At 57.7% G+C, this 17,512-nt stretch carries 14 protein-coding genes; 3 read left to right on the forward strand and 11 right to left on the reverse strand.

Annotated elements, in window-relative coordinates; all coding sequences use genetic code 11:
- Genes ACXADZ_RS04050 through ACXADZ_RS04075 form a run of 6 tightly spaced genes read right to left on the reverse strand, consistent with a single transcriptional unit; the run spans position 1 to position 6,007 of the window.
- Complete coding sequence (locus ACXADZ_RS04050) at positions 1–756, reverse strand: polysaccharide deacetylase family protein (RefSeq protein WP_475192796.1); 756 nt, start codon at positions 754–756, stop codon at positions 1–3.
- Complete coding sequence (locus ACXADZ_RS04055) at positions 753–1,895, reverse strand: glycosyltransferase family protein (RefSeq protein WP_475192797.1); 1,143 nt, start codon at positions 1,893–1,895, stop codon at positions 753–755. Before ACXADZ_RS04055 ends, ACXADZ_RS04050 begins: the two co-directional genes overlap by 4 nt.
- Entirely contained in the window at positions 1,892–2,476 is a 585-nt protein-coding gene (locus ACXADZ_RS04060; protein WP_171094420.1) for a histidine phosphatase family protein, read from the reverse strand. The genes ACXADZ_RS04055 and ACXADZ_RS04060 overlap by 4 nt, the downstream gene beginning before the upstream one ends.
- Positions 2,473–3,549, reverse strand: coding sequence for a glycosyltransferase family 4 protein (locus tag ACXADZ_RS04065; protein ID WP_475192799.1), 1,077 nt, complete (start codon positions 3,547–3,549; stop codon positions 2,473–2,475). Before ACXADZ_RS04065 ends, ACXADZ_RS04060 begins: the two co-directional genes overlap by 4 nt.
- Positions 3,549–4,796 carry a glycosyltransferase family 4 protein gene (locus ACXADZ_RS04070; RefSeq protein ID WP_475192801.1) on the reverse strand — a complete coding sequence of 416 codons (1,248 nt, stop codon included), beginning with the start codon at positions 4,794–4,796 and terminating at the stop codon, positions 3,549–3,551. Before ACXADZ_RS04070 ends, ACXADZ_RS04065 begins: the two co-directional genes overlap by 1 nt.
- On the reverse strand, positions 4,793–6,007 hold the full coding sequence (locus tag ACXADZ_RS04075) for a glycosyltransferase family protein (protein ID WP_171094413.1): 1,215 nt from the start codon (positions 6,005–6,007) through the stop codon (positions 4,793–4,795). Before ACXADZ_RS04075 ends, ACXADZ_RS04070 begins: the two co-directional genes overlap by 4 nt.
- A 391-nt stretch (positions 6,008–6,398) precedes the next feature.
- Here ACXADZ_RS04075 and ACXADZ_RS04080 point away from each other — a divergent pair, with 391 nt between their 5' ends.
- Entirely contained in the window at positions 6,399–8,780 is a 2,382-nt protein-coding gene (locus tag ACXADZ_RS04080; RefSeq protein WP_475192804.1) for a mechanosensitive ion channel domain-containing protein, read from the forward strand.
- An 85-nt stretch (positions 8,781–8,865) separates the two neighbouring features.
- Here the strand turns inward: ACXADZ_RS04080 and ACXADZ_RS04085 are convergent, their stop codons facing one another.
- The 5 genes from ACXADZ_RS04085 to ACXADZ_RS04105 are packed head-to-tail and all read right to left on the reverse strand — an operon-like array spanning position 8,866 to position 16,087.
- A complete protein-coding gene (locus ACXADZ_RS04085; protein WP_475192808.1) occupies positions 8,866–10,218 on the reverse strand; it encodes a CoA transferase in 1,353 nt (450 codons plus the stop codon).
- Complete coding sequence (locus ACXADZ_RS04090; RefSeq protein WP_171094406.1) at positions 10,215–11,369, reverse strand: ABC transporter permease; 1,155 nt, start codon at positions 11,367–11,369, stop codon at positions 10,215–10,217. Before ACXADZ_RS04090 ends, ACXADZ_RS04085 begins: the two co-directional genes overlap by 4 nt.
- Positions 11,366–12,394 (reverse strand): ABC transporter permease, encoded by a 1,029-nt coding sequence (locus ACXADZ_RS04095; RefSeq protein WP_475192814.1) that lies wholly within the window; start codon positions 12,392–12,394, stop codon positions 11,366–11,368. Before ACXADZ_RS04095 ends, ACXADZ_RS04090 begins: the two co-directional genes overlap by 4 nt.
- A gap of 14 nt (positions 12,395–12,408) precedes the next feature.
- A complete protein-coding gene (locus ACXADZ_RS04100) occupies positions 12,409–14,322 on the reverse strand; it encodes an ABC transporter substrate-binding protein (protein ID WP_475192819.1) in 1,914 nt (637 codons plus the stop codon).
- Positions 14,315–16,087, reverse strand: a complete 1,773-nt coding sequence (locus ACXADZ_RS04105) for an ABC transporter ATP-binding protein (RefSeq protein ID WP_171094399.1) — start codon at positions 16,085–16,087, stop codon at positions 14,315–14,317. The genes ACXADZ_RS04100 and ACXADZ_RS04105 overlap by 8 nt, the downstream gene beginning before the upstream one ends.
- A 233-nt stretch (positions 16,088–16,320) precedes the next feature.
- Here ACXADZ_RS04105 and ACXADZ_RS04110 point away from each other — a divergent pair, with 233 nt between their 5' ends.
- Together ACXADZ_RS04110 and ACXADZ_RS04115 are read left to right on the forward strand one after the other, a co-directional pair.
- Positions 16,321–16,818, forward strand: a complete 498-nt coding sequence (locus ACXADZ_RS04110) for a class I SAM-dependent methyltransferase (RefSeq protein WP_256367898.1) — start codon at positions 16,321–16,323, stop codon at positions 16,816–16,818.
- An 18-nt stretch (positions 16,819–16,836) separates the two neighbouring features.
- Entirely contained in the window at positions 16,837–17,466 is a 630-nt protein-coding gene (locus ACXADZ_RS04115; protein ID WP_475192825.1) for a glutathione S-transferase family protein, read from the forward strand.
- Positions 17,467–17,512: the final 46 nt, after the last annotated feature.

Raw genomic sequence — 17,512 nt, forward strand, 5'->3', positions numbered from 1 at the left:
TTATTCGTTCTTAGGCGCGACCCAGATCGTGGCCGGGCCTTTCAACAATTTGCGCAGCAGGGCCTCGGTAAAGGTCCAAATGTCCTGATCATGGACCAGATGATGGGTCAATATGCCAAATGGTTCAGCGTTGTCTGCGCGTCCTTCGCGCCGGTCGCGCAACAGATCAACTGTCTGCGCGATCAGGATGTCGGGGTTGATCAGACTGCGTGTGCCGCGCCAGTCAATCGGGTCAAGATGGGTGTTGATTTGTTCCAGCCCCGGTGCGGCAAAAGGTGTTTTGCGCGGCGTCGCAGTGGACAGGACACGAAAGCCCAGACCGGGAAGCCGCGCGACCATCTCGGGCGCGATGCGGTTCCACGGGGGAACAAACATGGGACGCAGGTTACCACCGAACATCGCATCAAGACGGGCCATCCCTGCCTTTGCATCATCAACCATCTGGTCCAGCGATCGATTGAGTTGGAACTCGGCCTTCTTCTCTCCCGCAGGCGCGTGGTTATAGTGCGCCCAGCCATGCACCACAGGGATCAAAGAGGGTCGATCCGCGACATACTCGGCCAACGCCGGGGTCGCGTCGTGGGGGATGACAGCCAGATGAACAGGCAGGCCCAATTCCGCAGACAGATCAGCCAATTGGACCAATTGAGGAGTTGGAGCGACGGCGTCATCGTCACGCCACCAGAGCGGAAATGACAAACCCGAAGCACGCCAGTGATCCAGCTCGGTGTCCAAAGGATGCCAGTCGGGGGTCATGCACGCTGCTCCAGCAGGCGTTTGGCGATGCGTACGCTTTGGGCGGCGCCGTCAAATCCGAAATCCTGTTTTGCGCGAGGACCATCATCAACAACCCGTTTCACAGCTTCGGCTAGGGCGGTTCCGTTCAGGGCCTGACTTTCCAGAACTTCGATTGCGGACAGCCCGGACAAGCTCTGCCCGCGCAGACCTTGCTCAACCTCTTTGCCATCATCGAATGGGACAAAAACCGCAGGTGTGCCGCTTTGCAGAATATCCATGGCGGTGTTGTAGCCGCACATGCTGACCGACGCTGCCGCTAGCGGCAACATCTGGCGAAAATCCGGGCGCACCGGTTCAAGAATGACCGAGGTTCCTTTGGCCTGTTCCGACAGTTCGGCAATCCGCGCCTTTGCATCCGTACCGCCCACCAACAGACGCCAGCGCCTGTTGGGCATCTGGCGGGCGGCCTCGATGGCTGCACGAAAGATCGGCTGCCCCACGGACCCGCCACCGGCGCTGACCAGAATTTCACCTTCACCCACCAAATCCGGGTGAGGTTGGGGCAATTCAGGCGCAACAAAGCCGGTATAGTGCAACCGGCCCGCCAGTTGATCTGAAACTGGCCAGCTAACGGATAGGGGTGTCACGCTTTCGGTCGAATGAACCAGTACGCCGTCATAGTACCGGGTCACAATATCATCTGCGCGCTCGGCTTTGGCGGGTTTTGAGGGCGGGGCCAGAATGTCCCGGATCGACCCCAGAATAACCGGACGTACCGGCAGCTCTGTTGCCGTTTTCAACGCTGCGTCGAATTCGGCGGCCAGCGATCGGCGGCCAAAGGGATAGAGCTCGGTGATCAGCACCTGTGGCTGGAACGTCCTTACGGCCTGAACCAGAGCCGTCACACGCGCCTCATGATAGGCGGCGTCAGCCTCTCCACCGGTTTCAGTCAGCAAGCGGGTGAAATTGGTGCCGTCCGACCTTAAAGGAGGCAGGCCAAACAACGTCATTCCACTGCTGTCCAACTGAGGTGCAGGCATTCCACCCGTCACAACCATGACCTCGTGCCCGTCATCTCGAAACGCGCGCCCAAGGGTCAAAGCGCGGCTGAGATGACCTGTTCCCAACAGGTGTGTGACGATGAGCATCACCTTCATGGCAAGGTCTCTCGTTTTGGCAAGCGTATGGGATCGGGGTCAGCGGTCATGGTGTTCATATCGACGATATACAGCCGATTGCGTTTGATCTTGAAGGGGGCAGGGCCAGCAAAATTCCAACCCCAGGCTTGGGCCAGAATGACCCGCATGATGCCGATATGGCAGACAGCGACCGCATCGTTTTGCAGCGCGGACAGCCAAGGGCGCAGCCTGTCACGAACATCTGCCGGACTTTCGCCATTTGGCGCTCGGAAATCCCAACCCCAATCTTCGATATGCTTGTAACCGCTTGTTGTGTCCGCGATCAGATCAACGCCGCGTTGACCTTCCCAATCGCCCCAGTTCATCTCGGTCAGCGCGTCTGACTTCTGCGGACTGCGACCCGAGACGATTTGGGCCGTCTCATAGGCGCGTTGTAGCGGGCTGGACCAGATTTCTGCCTGTGCCCATTCGTGTGGCAGGCAGTAGCCTGACAGCTCTGAGCGCGCGTCATCGTCCAGGGGAATGTCGCTGCGGCCCTGTATCTGACCGGCGCGGTTCCAGTGTGTATGCCCGTGGCGAAGCAGCGCAAGCTTGGTCATGGCAAATCCCTCAGTAACGGGCGGAGAGTTGCCCAAAGCCGGGCAGTCGCTTGTGGCACAAGATGACGGTCAGCCACATACTCGCGAGCAGCCGCACCAAGGGTGCGACGCAGCGATGCGTCCGCCAGCAGGGTTTGTAGGCGGTCTGCAAAGCCTTGCGCCCCGGCGTCGATCGAAGGGTAAATTGCGGGGGCCAGCACATCCCGCACGCCCGGTCGATCTTGTGCAAGCACCGGTACGCCCGCAGCCTGTGCCTCGAGGTAGATCATGCCATAGGCTTCGTTCACACCGGGCCAAACCAGCAGAGAGGCGTGTTCGTAGGCCGCTTGCAGCGCATCGCGGTCGAGTTGACCCAGAAAGCTGACCTTTTCTCCAAAGGTCTCCATCAAAGCCTCGACCTCGGGTCGAGCGGGTCCATCGCCAGCGATGTTCAGATGCCACTCACCTCCCAGATGCGAAAGCGCTTCGGCCAGGATCTGGTAAGAGGCCAGCTTGTCCCCGTGGCGCATCATGCCAACGGTTAGCATGGGGCCTTCTCCACTGGTTGCGGGGGGCAGCTCGGACTGCGGCAGAAAAGGCGGCAATTCGATCAAAACCTGATCGCCAAAGCGGTCCCGTTCCAATGTGATCAGGTCGTTGGCGGTGTGGTAAAAGATGACATCGGCGGCGTCGCAGGCTTGGTGTGCGTCGGCTGCAAAATCGGCCCAAGGCCCGGTCAACCGACTGGATGCGCGAGTGCTTTCCAACTGAACATAAGGAATGCCGCGCGCCTTGCAGACTTGCGGCCCCAACAAATCGGGGGCTTTGTAGTAGTTGTGATATGTCACCCACAGAGCCATGTCCGAAGGCAGGTCGGAAATTAACCTCTGTGCTTCTTCTTCTGCCGCGCCGCGCAGGGTGCGTTGCAGGTCGGGATCGCCGCTCTTGTCATAGATTCTAAGGTCCGACACCAGATCAACCCTGTCGCCTTCAGTGGCCAGCGCCTTGATCAGGTTCCGCGCCATTTCGCGGTCGCCCGAAGGGGTCGGGCTGTCGGGGGATTTCATTGGTGCATAAAATGCGACCCGCGCCATCATGCGATTTCCATGCACATGGCGCTTAGGCGTTTGGAGAGTTGAGCGATCCCTGGGTCCATCCGAAATTCGGCGATCAGCCGATTATAGGCGGCGCGCGCCATCTGAGACGCCTGTTGCGGATCCTTGGCCAATGCTTCGATGGCTGCTGCCAACGCGGCCGGATCGTCCTCGGACAAGATGCCATGTGTCCCGGTTTCGATGAACTCCGGGATTGCCGACACCGGGGTCGACAAGATGGGCAACAGCTGAGATGCCGCCTCCATCAACACATTCGGCAGTCCGTCGCGGTCGCCATCTGCCGCAATACGGCTGGGCAAAACAAAGAGATCGGCCTTTCGCATCGCATCGATCACCTCGGGCTGATCGCAGGCACCTCTCCACGCGATGCGATCCCCAATGCCAGCTGCGTTCGCCTTTGCCCGCAACGTATCGCCTAGAGCGCCGCCGCCAATATGGGTCCAATGCCAGTCCAGATTATCGGGCAACAAGGCAAAAGCCGCGATCAGCCGGTCGAATCCCTTTTTCTCAACCAGTCGCCCAACTGAGATCATATGAAATGGGCTTTCAACTGAGCGCAAAATTCGGGTCGGCGGGTTCGGAAACCGCGATAAGTCGAGCCCGTGATAGATCAGATCCATGCGATCGGGATCATCCGCCAGACCCCGCAAATGCTCGGCCCCAATTGCTGTACAGGTGGCACCGAACGTGGCGCCATGTGTTGCGGCCTGCAGCTTTTCGCGCTTTTCCCATTCGGGCGACGTCCAGATGTCCTTGGCGTGGGCCGAAAAGCTCCATGGCAAGCCGCGCATGATGGCCGCATAGCGGGCAACAGACGACGGTGTGTGCATGAAATGCGCGTAAAGCCCCAGAACTTCGGGGGGTAGTTCTGCAGCCAGAACACAAGCTTGCCCAAAGCGCCGGATGCGATTTGGTGTTGGATCGCGACGCAAGTCCTGCCGCCAGATCCGGTAAGCTTCGGCATAGCCGGGCAGGGTTTGCGCAATTGCACGCGCGGCCCAGACTCGCTGCGGCTCCTGATACAGGTATTCGGGCAAATAATGCACCTGCCCGGTGAAACGGTCGTGCAAGGGATGGCGCTTGGTGTCGGTCGGGTGACGCAGCGACCAGATGTCGAACCGATGGCCCGCGTCCTGCAAGGCGACAAGCTCCTGCGCAATAAACGTTTCAGACAGTCGCGGCCAGCCTTTGACCACAACCGCCAGCGTAGGTGTTTCTGAGGTCATCCGGTGGCTCGTTCCTGTTCCCAGGTCAGCAGGTCGTCGATGCGGTCGGTGACGTAGTCCAGACCGTCGAGCAAACCGGTCTGGATAGCCTGCGATGGTAGGGTTTGATTGGGCAGGTTACGGATCGCTGCGATCATCGCCTCGGGGGTCAGGCCGTCACGGTGTTCATCCAGCATTTTGACCAAGCCCAGCTCTTCCGCGCGTGAGGCGCGAATCCACTGTTCCAGCCGGGGCGTGGTGCGCGGAACGATGACGGCGCGCTTGTCGAAGGACAGAACCTCGCAAAAAGTGTTGTAACCGCCCATGCACACAACGCCCTCGGCCCCCGCAAACAGCGTTTCGATCTGAGATTCAAAGCCAACTGCTGTCACGCGCCCGTTCAAAGCGGCAACACGTGTTTCGAATTCCTCGCGCAATTCGCCCGACAGGAAGGGGCCATAGACCAGCATTGCACGTGGAGACAGGTCTGGGTCTTTCTCGTAAGCAGAAAGAACCAGGTTCACCATCGCTTTGCCATCTCCGCCCCCGCCAGGGGTGATCAGGATATAGGGTTGCTCAGGCGGCTCACCCACCGGGCCCAGATCCCGCCGCAGATAACCTGTCCAATGAATGCGGGATTGCGCGGCGGGGCTCAGCGGCAAGCCTTGAGTTGGGTCATAGATCGATTTCAAGCCATAGACCCAGATTTCGTGATAAAACCGCTCGGTCGCCTCAACAGCTTCTTTGCGTGCCCACTCGGCGGCCAGAACTTCGGGTTCATCCAGAACATCCCTTAACCCCAGCACCAGTTTTGTGCCACAGTTCCGCTCCAGATAATTCAGCGTTGGCAGCAGTTCACCGCGAAACCCGGTCGGTTCTTTGTCGACGATCAGTACGTCGGGGTCGAATTGCTGAACGGCCGTCTGGATCAGGCCCGAGCGAAGCTCGGTCACTTCATCGATGCCCATTCCGATCGTACGTGCCGCGTAAGAGCCATCGGCGCGCTTGGTCACACCGGGCAATCTCACGTGATCGACGCGGCGGGGAAAGGTAAACCTTCCTGCCACCGGAGAACCGGTCAGGATAAGCGCAGACGCGCTGGGGTCGGCCTGCGTGATTGCAGCGGCCAAAGCCCGCGACCGGCGCAAGTGGCCCAAGCCAAAGGTGTCGTGGCTATAAAACAGGATACGCGGCGCGCGGTCCGGTTTTGAGGTGGTGGTGCCAAGGCTCATAGAGTTGCCCGTCTTCTTGATCTCGATGCGAAATCCGCGCGTTCGCAAGCGTTATCGTATATTTTTTTGTCGTGCTTGCCAAAGGCGGAAATGCGCCCCTGCAAATGTTCCAAGCATTGCGATTTGGCAACAGCATATTGACGAGTTAGCGACATATCGCACCAAAGCTTGGATAGGATTGCAAAAGCATCAAAGAAATCGCTGACATAAGGGTGCCCGCAACCTGTGCTAAGTCATATTCAATTTTTGCCAGATTGAAAATAGCTGCAACACGCCTGTGCGCCAATACCACGCCTCTACACGATATTGAGACAGAGACGTGCGAGTGTTTGAACTGCCTTCAACGCTTGTTTATTCTGACCTGCATCGGAAAAACTGGATGCAAGACCCTATGAAACATACTTTTCTGGCCGCATTAGTCCTGGCTTTGTGGGCTTTCGTTCTGGCTTTTCCGGTCAGTGTTTCGGCGCAGACTTCGTTGATTCCCGGTTACGGCTCGGGATCGAGCAGCACATCCGATACGGTGCCTGAAAACGATCTTGCCGCCGCGATCCGCGCTGCCAGCGAAGCTGGTGCAAGTGTGATTGTCATAGACAGCGCCGGTCAGGTTGTGACAACGGCGGGCGGAGCAGAAGCAGGCTCAGCCGAAGGCGGCGGTGGGGCAAACAACCCTATGAGCGACGGATCGCAGTTGATGAAGGCGCAGGAGCGGTTCTCGAAATTCCGCGATTCGATGCAATCGAGGCTCGAGGCGCTACCTTATTCAATGTTCGAAGTTCAGTATATTCTGCGTCAGACCAGCCCTGACGGGCGTATCCAGACTTATGTTGAGGTCTTGGGCTGGAACGTCCTGTTCCTGCTGTTGGGGCGTTGGCTGTCGATCGAGATTTACGGCAAACGCTTTGCTCGGCGCTGGGTCGTGGCCCGGGTCAAAGACGACCCTGTTGGATACCGCGAAAAGATGCCGTTCCTTGTCTTCCGCTTTGTGATGGGGATCGGTGGCACGATCTTTGCCATGCTTATGGCGCTGATTGTTGGGTATCTGTTCTTCGGCGAGGCCGAGGACATCTCGATCCAGTTTACAGTCACGGCTATTTTCACGGCGTTCTTCCTGGCGCGTACTGTATCCGATCTGTGGCGGATGGTTCTGTCGCCCTATCTGAGCCAATACAGACTGCCACCTTTCTCGGACAAAAACGCCCGCAGGCTTTACATCTGGGCATCGGCCTTGGCGACCTATGACATCTCGGTTGTTTTATTTGCGACCTGGGTCGCGGATTTTGGCCTGAACTACAACGTTTATGCCATGGTTTATGGTGGGCTGACGATGATTGGCGCGTTGGGCAATGTTCTGATGATCCTGTTCAACGCACGGGCCATTTCGAACGCGATCCGCGGTGGACGGGCTGGGGATCAGGTATCCTGGTTGCTGCGGGTTGTGTCCTATGGTTGGGCGCCTGTCCTGATCGTCTACGTCGTGTTCAGCTGGTTCCGTTTGGCAGTTGATCTGGCGCTGGAGAATCCAACGCCAATTCCTCTGATTGCCAGCAGCTATCTGATCTTCATGTCCGTCGTCATTGCTTATGGCGCGATGAATTATCTGCTGGAACGGTATTTCGACCGGTCCCGTATGATTGACGAAATCAACGAAGAAGCGGCGGCAGAGGATGACGATATCGCCCTGGTGGAAACGCCCGAGGCCGAGCAGCGCAAGCAATATCTCCTAACCTACGAAGATCTGGCGCGCCGCGTGGCCGGCATTCTGGCCTTTGTGATCGGGGCTTATGCGCTTGTCGTCATCTGGTACCCGGATGCGGACTGGAGTCAGGATCTGCCGGTCGAGCGCGCGCTGGATGTGATGGTCATCATCTTCATCGGCTACATCCTGTTTCACTTCTTCCGCATCTGGATCGACAGTAAAATCGCGGAAGAGGTCGATGACGGGAGTGACGCCGAACTGGGTGATGAAGGCGGCGAGGGCGGACAAAGTCGTCTGGCAACGTTGCTGCCCCTGTTCCGCGGCGCGATTCTGGCCGTTGTTGTCGTAACGATTGTGCTGATTGCTTTGATGGAGCTGGGCATCAATGTCAGCCCGCTGTTTGCTGGCGCCGGTGTGGTGGGTCTGGCCGTTGGCTTTGGCTCGCAGACATTGGTGCGTGATATCTTTTCCGGAGCGTTCTTCCTGCTGGATGATGCGTTCCGCAAAGGCGAATATATCGACATCGGGGATGTCAAAGGCACGGTCGAGAAGATCTCGGTCCGGTCCATGCAACTGCGGCACCATCTGGGTGCGCTGAACACTATCCCCTTTGGTGAGATCAAGGTGCTGACGAACTATTCGCGCGATTGGGTCATCATGAAACTGCCCTTGCGCGTCACCTATGACACGGATGTCGAGAAGGTGCGCAAACTGATCAAGAAACTGGGTCAGCAACTGCTGAGCGATCCTGTGATCGGAGAGAACTTTATCCAACCGCTGAAATCGCAGGGTGTGATTGAGATGCAGGATTCTGCCATGATTATCCGAGTCAAGTTCATGACCAAACCGGGCGATCAGTGGTTGGTGCGTAAAAAGGTCTATCAGGACATTCGTGAATTGTTTGCTCGTGAGGGAATCAAATTTGCACACCGTGAAGTCACTGTGAGATTGGCGGACGGCAAAGAAGCCGAAGACCTGACGCCTAAGCAGCGAGAGGCCGTGACCGGAGCAGTGCAGACTGCAATTGACGAGGATTATCTGGACGACATCGGGCCGGGTGGCGACGACCGCTAGGGACTCTCCCGCCGCTTTGGAATGCGTCTATGGCAAGACGCGACACAAAGCGTTGGGCCGCGCGTTCCGCGCGGCGGTTGGGTGGCTAGGCGGTAAAGGGCCAAACAGGTTTGGATGTGCCCAGTTTTGATGCTGGCAGATCCCAACGCATAGATGCCTCGCCGACTTGGAGCGCAGGTTTGAGCCGCAGGCCGGGCCCCCAGCCGGAGGGTTCGGGTTCTGTGTTGTAGTCTGCGGTCTTTGGGTTGATGGGTGCAGCTTTAGCATCGTCCTTGCCGAGCACGGCCAAAAGCTCAGCGGTGCGTGCAAGTGACAGGTGGGCGTGCATGATCGAATTACCTGCCGCGGCCTCTGACAGGGCGGACAGAACAGCGGCCGCCATCAAATACCCTGTCGCGTGATCCAAAGCCTGAACCGGCAGAGGAGTCGGCTTGTCCGCTTGCGCCCAGCCCATGCCGGTATGGGCAATGCCCGCGCTCATCTGCACAAGGCTGTCAAAGCCACGCCGGGTAGACCATGGCCCCTGCCAGCCATAGGCGTCCAACGTAACCTCGATCCGGTTCGGGGCAAGCTCATCACGCTTGGCGCGTGTCAGACCCAAAGCATCCAATGCGCCCGGTCGATACCCGTGCACAAATACGTCCGCCTGAGACAGCAATTCTTGCAGCCGTTTCAACCCATCGTCTGATTTGAGGTCCAGATAAGCGCAGTGTTTCCCGAGCGAGATGTCTGGGATCACACCCGGTTCATCCCAATCCGGAGGATCGATGCGCAGAACCTCGGCGCCGAAACCGGCCAGAGTTCGGGTCGAGACCGGACCGGCCAGAACACGTGTCAGGTCAAGCACGCGTAGTCCCGACAGGGGCCGCTCGGCCGTTGCCTGCGGCCTGTCGCGTAGTTTGACATAGCGCGGCCCTTGCCAGCCAATCAGTGGATCACGTGACACGGCGCGGCCTTGCGGATGTTCCAGCCACTCGGTTCGACTGCGCATGGCAGCGGCAACGCCACCTTCTGCCACCACTGCGGTTTCGAGATCCGCTATGGACCATGACTTAACGGCAGTTGCGACGGCCGCGCGATCAGGTGGAGTGCCAAGAACCTTCAGCGCAGCCGCCCGGTGGCGAGGTAAGTTGGTGTGCAACCTGATCCAGCCGTCCGATGCTTTGTAGTCGCCCGCGACCGCATCCCAGAGGCTTGGCATTTCCCAACCGTCTGGTTTGAAAGAATAGCCGAACCAAAGGGATGCCAGCCGGTGATCGACTTTGATTTCAGGCGTAGCAGAGGACAGGTTGAGCGCTTGCATCAACCGGGCCATTTCGTGACCAACCGCCGCAAAGCTGGCTGTCGCCATCTCAGATACCGCGAAAGCACTTGGCAGCGCGCCGTTACCCGTTCTGCGATAGTTGTCTGCAGCAGGAAGGGTGGCGAGAAGGCTCATTGCTGATAGGGGTCCAGACTGTCGCGCAGCCCGTCACCGAGGAAGTTGAAAGCCAGCACGACCACGATGATCGGCAGCATCGGGATGGCCGTCCACGGGTAAATCTCGATCGAGGCGAGGTTTTGCGCATCATTCAGCATGACACCCCAACTGACGGCAGGCGCTCGCAGGCCCAACCCAAGGAAACTAAGTGCTGTTTCACCCAGGATCATGGCTGGTATCGACAACGTGGCCGATGCGATCAGGTGCGACATGAAGTTTGGCAGCAGGTGCTTGCGGATCACCCGGCCCGAGCTCGCGCCCATCATTTCAGCTGCACGCACATACTCTTCCTCACGCAGTGACAGAAACTTGGCGCGAACAGAACGCGCCAGGCCAGGCCAGTCGAGTATGCCCAGAATGATCGAGATGATGAAGAAGACCGCAACAGGGCTCCAGTTCGATGGTACGGCGGCGGACAGCGCCAGCCACAAAGGCAGTTCCGGTAACGAACGCAGAATTTCGATCACGCGGTTGATCGTCCAGTCGATGCGCCCGCCGAAATAGCCCGCCATCGAGCCGAACAAGATGCCCAGGAAGAACGATACTGAGATACCGATCAAACCCACCGTCAACGAAAGCTGCGCGCCATAGAGGATGCGGCTGAAGATGTCGCGCCCCAGTCGGTCAGACCCCCACAGGAACAGGGTGGCGCCTTCGGGGGCGCAAAACAGATGTGTGTCGGATGGTATGAACCCGGCCAGACGGTATTCTGACGCTTCGCAAAAGAACCTGATGGGGCGTGGGTCGTCTGTGTCGGGCACAAATTTCCACTGGAATGTCTCAAGATCCGCTTCAGCAACGATCGGATACACATGAGGGCCAATAAACTCACCCTCATGGAACCAGTGAACCGATTGGGGCGGGGCATAGAGGTGCTCGCCATTGCGGTCGTTGGGTCCATAGGGTGCGATGAACCCGGCAAACGGTAACATCAGATAGCACAACAGCAGGAAGATGCCTGAGATCAGGCCTAGCTTGTGGGTACGGAACTTGCGCCAGACCAGCACCCAGTTTGGTGCGTCCAGATCGGCGCGTTCGAGCTGCTGAACAGACGCCTGCGGGTCAAAAGGCGCGTCATCGACAAAGCGGTTATCGGGACGTTCGGTCATGCTTCGCGCCCCTCATAACGGATGCGCGGATCGAGCATCACCAGCAGAATGTCCGAGATCATCGTACCGATCAGAGTCAGCAAGGCGACAAACATCAGGATGAAGGCCGACAGGAACTGATCCTGTGTTTTCAGAGCCGTCAGCAGGGTCGGGCCAATGGTTTGCAGGCCCAGAACAACAGAAACCAGAACCGAGCCTGACACCATTGACGGAAGCAGGTTGCCGATATCGGCTACGAAAGGGTTGAACGCGACACGTAGTGGGTATTTGGTCAGCATCCGCGACGGGGCCATACCTTTGGCAATCGCAGTTTCGACATAAGGCTTGCCAAGCTCATCCAGCATATTTGCCCGCAGGCGCTGCATCATGGCCGAGGCCCCCGACGTGCCTATCACAAAGGTTGGCACGATCAAGTGAATGAGGATGGATTTCAGCTTGTCCCAACTCATCGGCTCGCCTTCGAATTTGGGATCCATAAGGCCGCCGATGGGCAGGTTAAAATACTGGTGTCCGTAGTAGAACAAGATCAGAGCCAGAAGGAAGTTCGGTGTGGCCAGACCCAAATATCCGACAAAGGCCGAGGTATAGTCGATCCACGTCCGCGACCGTGCAGCCGCTATTACGCCCAATGGAAGCGCAACTGCATAGACGAACATGATTGCGGCCAGATTGACGACGACCGTCAGCCAAAGCGTATCGCCAACAATTTCTGAAACAGGTCGGTCAAATTCAAACGACCAGCCATAGTTCCCTTGAATCAATCCAGAAAAGCCGTGCGGTCCGGGCCAGAACCCCATCCAGATCAGGTATTGCTCCCAGATGGGACGATCCAGGGCGTATTCCGTGCGAAGAAACTCGGCTTTGGCGACACCGGCAGATTGGCCCGAGGCCTGAAGCTCGGCAATCTGGTTGCTCAGGTAGTCACCGGGCGGCAGGTTGATGATTGTGAAAATCAGAACAGAGACCACCAACAGCGTCAGCAGCATCGTGAAGAATCGATACACCGCATAGCGCAGCATGACCATTTTGCTGCTCCTGCTTAGTCGGCGAAAAAGAACTCGTCCGGGCGATGGATACCGAAATGCGCGCCGGGCTCCCATGCCCACATAGCCTGTTCCGGTACGTTGCGCAGACGGTTTGACACAACGACAGGCTGGGGCGCGCCGTTCAGGATACCAATCGCATACAGTTGGTCCGCATGAATATTCAGCATTTCCGTCCAGGCAGCCATGCGTTCTTCATCGCTTGTGGCGATTTCCCAATCATGGGCCAGCTCCATCAGGCGTTCGGCTTCGGGCATGTCGGGGGCTTCGCCAGCTTCACCTTTTGTCTGGTAATATTGACCCCATTTGGGCCAGGCCAGAAACACCTGATCGGTGGGCGCCAGATAGGCGGGGGAGGTATGTGCCTGCGGGATGCCATCATCCCATCCAAACCAAACTGACGCCATCGAGTTGCCCGCAAACACGCGGTTGCGCAGAATGTCGCGGTCCAGAGGACGCATCACCAGCTTGACCCCGATCTCGCGCCAGTTGTCGGTGACGATTTGCAGGGCATTCTCGACCTCTTGCCGCTCACCGGCGGTTTCGATGATCAACTCCATCGGGCGGCCATCGGGTAACAGGCGGATGCCATTCTTGTCACGCTGAGTCAGACCAGCTTCGTCTAGCAGGGCATTGGCCTGATCAATATCGTATTGCGCCCAGGCTGCGGCGTTCTCTTCACTGTAGAAAGGCGATGCGGGCAGCACGGACATCGCCGCAGGACGCGCCAGTTTGAAATACAGAGCCTGATTGATTGTATTGCGGTCTATTGCCAGCGACAAAGCGCGTCGAACGCGAACGTCACGCAACACGTCGCGCCAGACGTCATCTGCAAAGTTGAGGTTCGGATAGATCGCGACTTGGGACGCTACGCCGGTTTTCCAGAGCAGCGTTTTGTAGCCGCCTTGAGCTTCGCCTTTTTTAAGGATCGACGCGTCCCGGAAGGCCAACCCGCGACCTTGCAGATCGCTTTCACCTGCGTTGGTCTTGGCGGCGACCAGGCCGGGGGCCACAATCTCCATCTCGACCACATCGATATAAGGCAGTTGCACCCCGTTGCTGTCGATACGGTGATAATAGGGGTTACGCACGAAGTTGTGGCGGATCTTTTTACCCGAACTTGCGTTCAGCCAAGGTTGTAATGTCGGCAGTTCGTGGTTGTCGAACTTGTAAAGGTTGTCCAGCTTGTTGTGCAACGCGGCCCAACTTTTGACCCTTGCGTCCTCAACAAGAAACGCCAGTTCCTCGGGATCGGCGTATTTCTCGTGATACTGTTTGAGGAAGGCGGACGGTCGGTAGATAAAGGGCGGCCGGGCATTGGCAAGCGTTTGCAGGAAGTCCGGGTTTGGATCCTCCCATTCGAAGATCACCGTGGTTTCATCAGGGAAGGTGACAGTGGGTGACTTGCCTTCGACGATCAGAAACTCAAGCGGACCCGAAGGGCTGAGCAATTCGTTGTTGGCGACCTCTTCCCACCAATAGCGGAAGTCTTCTGACGTAAAGGGCGAGCCATCCGACCATTTATGCCCTTTCCGCAGTTTCAGCGTGAACTTGCGATTGTCTTCGTTCTCGAACGAGGCCAGCAGGTCGGGCACAATTTCATAGTCCTGGTTAAACCCGACAAGGCGAGCATAGCCATAGACGACCATTTGGCGGATATCTTTCGACCGCGTCACCATCGTGCGCAGGGTGCCGCCTTGCGTTCCGAATTCGCGACCTTTGGCGGCCAGATCAACAACCAGCGGTTCCTTGGGAAGACGTTCTTCAACAGGCGGAAGATTGCCAGCCTCAACCTCTGAGCTCCAGAAGGTGCTTTCCTGAGGAGCAGGAAGTGTTTCTGCCGTCGCGGGCAGCATCCCCGAAAGGGCCAGCATTGCGGCCAGGATCAGGGGGCGAGTGGTCTTAAACATGGCAACGTACCTTATGGCCCGGTTCCAATTCCACCAATGAAGGTATCACGGTGTCAGAGAAACGGAAGGCTTCTTCCCAACTGTCCGGCGCGCCGGCGCCCAAAGAGACCATTTGCAGGTCAATCGGACGGTTGATGTCGGGTTCGGGTTGAGCGGCAATCAGCGCCTTGGTGTAAGGGTGACGCGGATTGTAGAAAAGCGTTTCGGGCGGGGCCTGTTCGACAATCAGGCCGCGCCGCATGACGGCAACTTCATCAGCGATCCGGGCGACAACGGCCAGATCGTGCGAGATAAACAAATAAGACAGGTTCAGACTGTCTTGCAGGTGTTCCAATAAGGTCAGGATTTGCTCCTGAACCGAGACGTCCAGTGCCGACGTAGGTTCGTCACAAACAATCAGCTGCGGGTCCAGCATCATGGCGCGGGCCACTGAAAGGCGCTGCCGTTGCCCGCCGGAGAAAGCGTGGGGATAGCGTTTCAGCATGTCTTCTGTCAGGCCAACGCGCTGCAGCATCTCGGCGGCCTTCTCGCGCTGCTCAGCCACGGTGCCGATCTTGTGGATCTCAAGCGGCTCGGTCATTGCGTCTTGGATACGCATGCGGGGGCTCAGCGAACTGTAAGGGTCCTGAAACACCATCTGCGCTTTTCGCTGAAACGCCGTGCGCTGGGCACGCGTCATGCTGTGTACCGTGATTGGGTCAGCGTCAGGCGCGGTGCGGAAAAGGACTTCGCCGCCGGGGTCCGGAAGTTCTGCCCCCAGAGCAATGCGGGCGGCCGTTGTCTTGCCTGATCCGCTTTCCCCAACAATGGCCAGCGTTTTTCCGCGCGACAGATTAAGGTCCACGCCGCGGCAGGCATAAATGGCCTTGTCGGCCTGCCACCCCTTGCTGGACCTCATCGTATAGGTCTTGGACACACCCTTCATTTGAAGGATCAGATCTTCGTCAGGCATGGGTATCCCTACGGCATCCTGATCTGGTATTGCAGGCGCTGCGTCGAACAACTGTTTGGTATAGGGATGTGCTGGAGCGGTCAGGATCGGCGCGGCGGGGCCAGATTCCATAATGCGGCCCTTGTGCATGACCACCACCTGCTCGGCCATATTGGCAACCACGCCGAGGTCATGGGTGACAAGGATCAGCGCCATGCCGGTCTCGCGTTGCAACTCCTTTATTAGGCCAAGCACCTGTGCCTGTGTCGTTACGTCAAGCGCAGTGGTCGGCTCGTCCGCAATCAGAAGTTCGGGCTTGGATACCATTGCCATGGCGATCATGGCGCGCTGACGCATGCCACCTGACAGCTCGAACGGGTACGAGTCATAGGCACGTTGCGGATCTGGAAAGCCCACGCGGTCAAACTGGGTCAGAACCTGTTTCCGGGCTTCAGCCTCGGACAACCCGCGATGCAGCCAAAGGACTTCGCTGACCTGATTGCCGATCTTGTGCAAAGGCGAGAGCGAGCGCATGGGTTCCTGAAAGATCATCGAAACCCGATTGCCACGAATGTTGCGCATCTCGCGTTCAGAGATCGATGTCAGTTCCGACATCCCTTTGGAATCGTTCAGAGTTATTGTGCCGCTGCGGATCTGTGCAGAGCGGGGTAGAATACGTAAAGCGGCCCGGCATGTGATTGTTTTGCCCGATCCAGATTCACCCACCAGTGCAAGCGTCTGGCCGGCCTCGACGTCGAAGTTCACATCCGTGACCACGGAATTGCCCGTACCAAAGCCAATGCTCAGGTTTCTGACGGACAACAACGCGCTCATGCGGGTTTTCTACCCGTTTGGCCAATAGGTAACATCGGTTGTTTCAACTCCCCGTGATTTTTTCATCAGTGTCGCGCGGTTCCGCCCGTCTAGTCAAACCCGTTCTTATGCTGAAATGTCGCGGAAATGTGAAACTTTGGGCTTCATCGCTACACAAAGTCTTGAGAATTTGTCATCTAGGGCCGCATCGGACGCATCTATGCTTTCGATTGGTATCAAGGAGATATTTACCGGTGTCCGAGAATCAAAGCCGTCTGGATCTGTTCATCGACCGCATGGTGTCGCAGCGTGCCTGTCTGGATTTTGCCATTGCGCATACCCAAGGCATGGCCGGTCCGGTGTTCGAACTGGGTCTGGGCAATGGGCGCACTTATCACCATCTGTTGCAGCATATGGATGAGCGTCCAGTTTACGTTTTCGAACGCGCGGTCGCCTCGCACCCGGATTCGACCCCACCCGAGGATCGAGTAATTCTGGGTGATGTGCGCGAGACTTTGCCGTCATCGGTTGACCGGTTTGGTGCGACCGCAAGCTTGATCCATGCGGATCTGGGCGGGCACAACCGCGAAAAGAACGATAAATTTGCACGATTCGTGTCGCCGCTGATCGAGCCATTGCTAGCCCCGGGTGGCCTGATGGTATCAAGTGACCGTATGTATTTCCAAGGGCTGACGGAGATGCCGCTGCCCGAAGGCGCTGTCGAGGGGCGCTGTTTCATTTACCGTCGCTGACCAAAAAGGGGCGCCAGCATGATTTTCTACGACTGCTCAACAGCCCCAAACCCCAGGCGTGCCCGCATGTTCATTGCGGAAAAAGGGCTTGAGATCGAGACCCGCGAAGTCTCGATCGCCAAGGGCGAGCAATTGAGCGCGGCGTTTCGCGCCATCAATCCACGCGCCACTGTGCCTGTACTGGTCACCGATGAAGGCACAGTTCTGACCGAAAACATGGGAATTGCGGCGTATCTTGAAGCGCGTTGCCCCGAACCTCCTTTGATGGGGCGAACCCCGGATGAAAAAGGTCTGGTTCTGATGTGGAATGCGATCGTCGAGCAGCAGGGTGGTTTGCCCATCGCCGAAACGCTGCGCAACAGTCATCCGGCTTTCAAAGACCGCGCCATTCCCGGCCCGTCCAAATATGCTCAGATCCCGGAACTGGCGCAGCGGGGAAAAGATCGTGTGGCGCGGTTTTACGATCTTTTGGAAGCGCGATTGACGGAAAGCCGGTTCCTAGCAGGGGATGAATTTACGCTCGCCGATATTTCGGCCTTTGTGTTTGTGGATTTTGCGCGGGTGATCAAAATGCGAATTCCCGAGGGTAACGCCGCCACAACTGCATGGTTTGAAAACATAAAATCCCGCCCCAGCGCCAGCCTGTAGTAAACGTTTTTTGGGTGCGGTTTCCTGCTGACCTAGACTGTACAGA

The sequence above is a fragment of the Ruegeria sp. ABM4_193 genome, assembly GCF_056158705.1.

Bases quoted from the DNA above. Each gene is read 5' to 3' on its own strand.
- ACXADZ_RS04105 (WP_171094399.1), bottom strand. From the start codon at position 16,087: ATGAGCGCGTTGTTGTCCGTCAGAAACCTGAGCATTGGCTTTGGTACG.
- ACXADZ_RS04080 (WP_475192804.1), top strand. From the start codon at position 6,399: ATGAAACATACTTTTCTGGCCGCATTAGTCCTGGCTTTGTGGGCTTTC.
- ACXADZ_RS04070 (WP_475192801.1), bottom strand. From the start codon at position 4,796: ATGACCTCAGAAACACCTACGCTGGCGGTTGTGGTCAAAGGCTGGCCG.
- ACXADZ_RS04100 (WP_475192819.1), bottom strand. From the start codon at position 14,322: ATGTTTAAGACCACTCGCCCCCTGATCCTGGCCGCAATGCTGGCCCTT.
- ACXADZ_RS04090 (WP_171094406.1), bottom strand. From the start codon at position 11,369: ATGACCGAACGTCCCGATAACCGCTTTGTCGATGACGCGCCTTTTGAC.
- ACXADZ_RS04075 (WP_171094413.1), bottom strand. From the start codon at position 6,007: ATGAGCCTTGGCACCACCACCTCAAAACCGGACCGCGCGCCGCGTATC.
- ACXADZ_RS04065 (WP_475192799.1), bottom strand. From the start codon at position 3,549: ATGGCGCGGGTCGCATTTTATGCACCAATGAAATCCCCCGACAGCCCG.
- ACXADZ_RS04095 (WP_475192814.1), bottom strand. From the start codon at position 12,394: ATGGTCATGCTGCGCTATGCGGTGTATCGATTCTTCACGATGCTGCTG.
- ACXADZ_RS04050 (WP_475192796.1), bottom strand. From the start codon at position 756: ATGACCCCCGACTGGCATCCTTTGGACACCGAGCTGGATCACTGGCGT.
- ACXADZ_RS04115 (WP_475192825.1), top strand. From the start codon at position 16,837: ATGATTTTCTACGACTGCTCAACAGCCCCAAACCCCAGGCGTGCCCGC.
- ACXADZ_RS04085 (WP_475192808.1), bottom strand. From the start codon at position 10,218: ATGAGCCTTCTCGCCACCCTTCCTGCTGCAGACAACTATCGCAGAACG.
- ACXADZ_RS04060 (WP_171094420.1), bottom strand. From the start codon at position 2,476: ATGACCAAGCTTGCGCTGCTTCGCCACGGGCATACACACTGGAACCGC.
- ACXADZ_RS04055 (WP_475192797.1), bottom strand. From the start codon at position 1,895: ATGAAGGTGATGCTCATCGTCACACACCTGTTGGGAACAGGTCATCTC.